The sequence below is a fragment of the Vibrio genomosp. F10 str. 9ZD137 genome (assembly GCF_049974785.1).
In the GTDB taxonomy this organism is placed as follows: Bacteria; Pseudomonadota; Gammaproteobacteria; order Enterobacterales; family Vibrionaceae; genus Vibrio.
In genome coordinates, this window is sequence record NZ_JBNGCJ010000364.1 from 1 (window position 1) to 3,048 (window position 3,048).

Genomic DNA, 3,048 nt, shown 5'->3' on the forward strand with positions numbered 1-3,048 from the left:
GCCACTTGCCGCACCAGAAAGATCGGCTTGGTCATCAACTTCTCGGAACTCTAGCGTTGCTGTCGCACCAAGGATTTCCTTCGCACGAGCCGTATCTTGAACACCAGGAAGTTCAACAACGATACGGTTTGCACCTTGACGTTGAACGAGCGGCTCTGCCACACCCAGTTCATTAACACGGTTACGTAAAATCGTAATATTCTGTTCAACCGCGTAGTTACGGATTTCAGTCAAACGAGCTTCATTAAACGTAGCAACTAGAGAAAATCGACCATTACTGTCTGAATCAACAAACGTCATATCACGGTGTTTTTCTGCCAGTAGTTTTTTCGCTTCTGCTAATTGTTCAGCATCACGCAATAAAACTTCAACAGAATCACTGCCGGATGGGCGAATAGAGCGGTAACGAATACGGTCTTCACGTAGTTCACTACGGAAGGCTTCTTCTTGTTGACCGACCAGTGTCTTCATTGCCGCATCCATATCCACTTCCATTAAGAAGTGAACACCACCACGCAAATCAAGACCCAATTTCATTGGCGCAGCGCCAATAGATTCAAGCCAGGTAGGGGTAGAAGGCGCTAAGTTTAGAGCAACGATTTTATCTTTGCCAAGGGCTTCATTGACAATGTCACGAGCGGTAAGCTGTGTATCAGTATCGTTAAAGCGAACAAGAATTTGTCCATTTTCTAGAGCAATAGATTTATGAGATAGACCCTGTTTTTCAAGGGCATTGGTGACGGAATCCAGCGTTGACAGATCAACAGAGGCGCCGCGCGCCCCTGTAACTTGAATAGCTGGATCTTCACCGTATAGGTTCGGAAGTGCGTATAACGCGGCTGTAGCGATAGCAAATATCACCAACAGGTACTTCCATAACGGATAACGGTTTAGCACAGCAAGAATCCTTTAGCCGTTTATAGAGACTTCAGTGTACCCTTCGGTAACACAGCAGTAACGAAATCTTTCTTGATTACAACTTCATTGTTTACGTTTAGTTCAATTGAAATGTAATCGTTGTCTTCTGCGATTTTAGTGATTTTACCCACAAGGCCACCGCTAGTGATCACTTCATCACCTTTGCCCATCGCTGCCATAAGATTTTTATGCTCTTTTACACGCTTAGCTTGAGGGCGGTAAATCATGAAGTAGAAGATTACTGCGAACATACCAAGCATGATAATCATTTCGAAACCACCACCTGCTGGTGCACCTTCTGCTGCTGCGTGAGCTTGAGAAATAAACATTAAAGACGTCCTCTATAGTATTTTTTATTGATAATTCAATTAAGTTGGGGATTTCCCTTTCATTTTCAAGTACCCCGCTCATAACTCCGAGCGAATTGGTCGCGAAAACAAAAGGGTTTTACAATTATTCTTTACCGAGCGGCGGCACAGAGCGATCACGACGAGCGTAAAACTCTTCCACAAAGCTCTCAAATCGATCTTCATCGATGGCAGTGCGGATGCTTTCCATCAAGCGTTGGTAATAACGCAGGTTATGAATCGTATTTAATCGCGCACCTAAAATCTCATTACAACGATCTAGGTGATGTAAATATGACTTTGAATAATTCTGGCAAGTGTAACAGTCACAGTGCGGATCCAGTGGTGTTGTATCGATTTTATGTTTCGCATTACGGATCTTGATCACACCTCCTGTGACAAATAGGTGGCCGTTACGTGCATTTCGAGTCGGCATCACGCAATCAAACATGTCAATTCCACGACGAACCCCTTCAACTAGGTCTTCGGGTTTGCCGACACCCATGAGGTAACGAGGTTTATCTTCCGGAAGCTGTGGGCACGTATGTTCAAGAACTCGGTGCATGTCTTCTTTAGGTTCGCCAACCGCCAAACCACCAACCGCGTAGCCATCAAAACCAATATCTGTCAGCGCTTTGACTGATACGTCGCGCAGATCTTCGTAAACACCGCCTTGTACGATACCAAACAGTGAATTTTGGTTCTCTTGGCGATCAAATTCGTTACGGCTACGGTCAGCCCAGCGAATTGAACGTTCCATTGAAATACGAGCTTCATCGTGTGTTGCTGGGTATGGCGTACACTCGTCAAAAATCATCACAACATCAGAACCCAGATCGTACTGGATCTGCATTGACTTTTCGGCATCCATAAAGATTTTGTCACCGTTCACAGGGCTACGAAAGTGAACCCCTTCTTCGGTGATCTTACGTGTTTTACCCAAGCTAAATACCTGGAAGCCACCTGAATCAGTTAAAATTGGGCCTTTCCAGTTCATAAAGTCGTGCAAGTCGCCGTGCAGCTTCATGATCTCTTGACCCGGACGTAACCATAAATGGAAAGTGTTACCGAGAAGAATTTCAGCACCCGTGCCTTTTACTTCTTCCGGTGTCATGCCTTTAACCGTACCGTAAGTACCCACTGGCATGAACGCTGGCGTTTCTACCGTGCCACGTTCAAATTGAAGTTGGCCACGACGCGCGTTACCGTTTGTTTTTTTCAGTTCGTATTTTAATTTCACGAGAACTCCACTTTGCCAGAGAAACAATCTGACTTTCATTAATGGGCTTTCACCCTACGAGAGCGGTCGCGGATTCCATGCGAAGTAAGAGATAAGCTCTTTCTCTAGCCTACTGCTAGCACTCGTTATTACCTGTTTTACAAAAACTCAGCACATGACAATAAAAAAGTGCACTATTCATAACTGAAAAAGTATAAATGAGCACTGCAGACACGGCCAGTCTATCGTCGCGTTACTTGTTTTTTTTGTTGATAAACATCGCATCGCCATAACTAAAGAAGCGATACTCCCCCTCAACCGCGTGTTTATACGCCGTCATGGTATTGTCATAACCTGCAAACGCACTGACAAGCATGATCAGCGTTGACTCTGGCAAGTGGAAATTGGTCACCAAGCAATCAATCAGTTGATATTCATATCCAGGGAAGATAAATATTTCAGTATCACCAAAAAATGGAACCAGCTCAGTACCATTCTTAACCGCATCTTGAGCGGCACTTTCTAGTGAGCGAACCGAAGTCGTACCGACAGCGATAACACGCC

Annotated in this window: 3 protein-coding genes and 1 pseudogene; all 4 read right to left on the reverse strand. The window is 44.8% G+C overall.

All coding sequences use genetic code 11. The features are described 5' to 3' along the window. Window positions 1-897, reverse strand: a pseudogene (secD, locus tag ACP45E_RS08120) (protein translocase subunit SecD); the annotation flags it as partial. A gap of 20 nt (window positions 898-917) precedes the next feature. Beyond that, complete coding sequence (gene yajC / locus ACP45E_RS08125; protein ID WP_017035744.1) at window positions 918-1,247, reverse strand: preprotein translocase subunit YajC; 330 nt, start codon at window positions 1,245-1,247, stop codon at window positions 918-920. Between the two features lie 124 nt (window positions 1,248-1,371). Next, window positions 1,372-2,544, reverse strand: coding sequence for a tRNA guanosine(34) transglycosylase Tgt (tgt, locus tag ACP45E_RS08130; protein ID WP_017038532.1), 1,173 nt, complete (start codon window positions 2,542-2,544; stop codon window positions 1,372-1,374). A gap of 193 nt (window positions 2,545-2,737) precedes the next feature. Next, a partial coding sequence (locus ACP45E_RS08135; protein ID WP_158008371.1) for an S-adenosylmethionine:tRNA ribosyltransferase-isomerase occupies window positions 2,738-3,048 on the reverse strand: 311 nt, incomplete at its 5' end.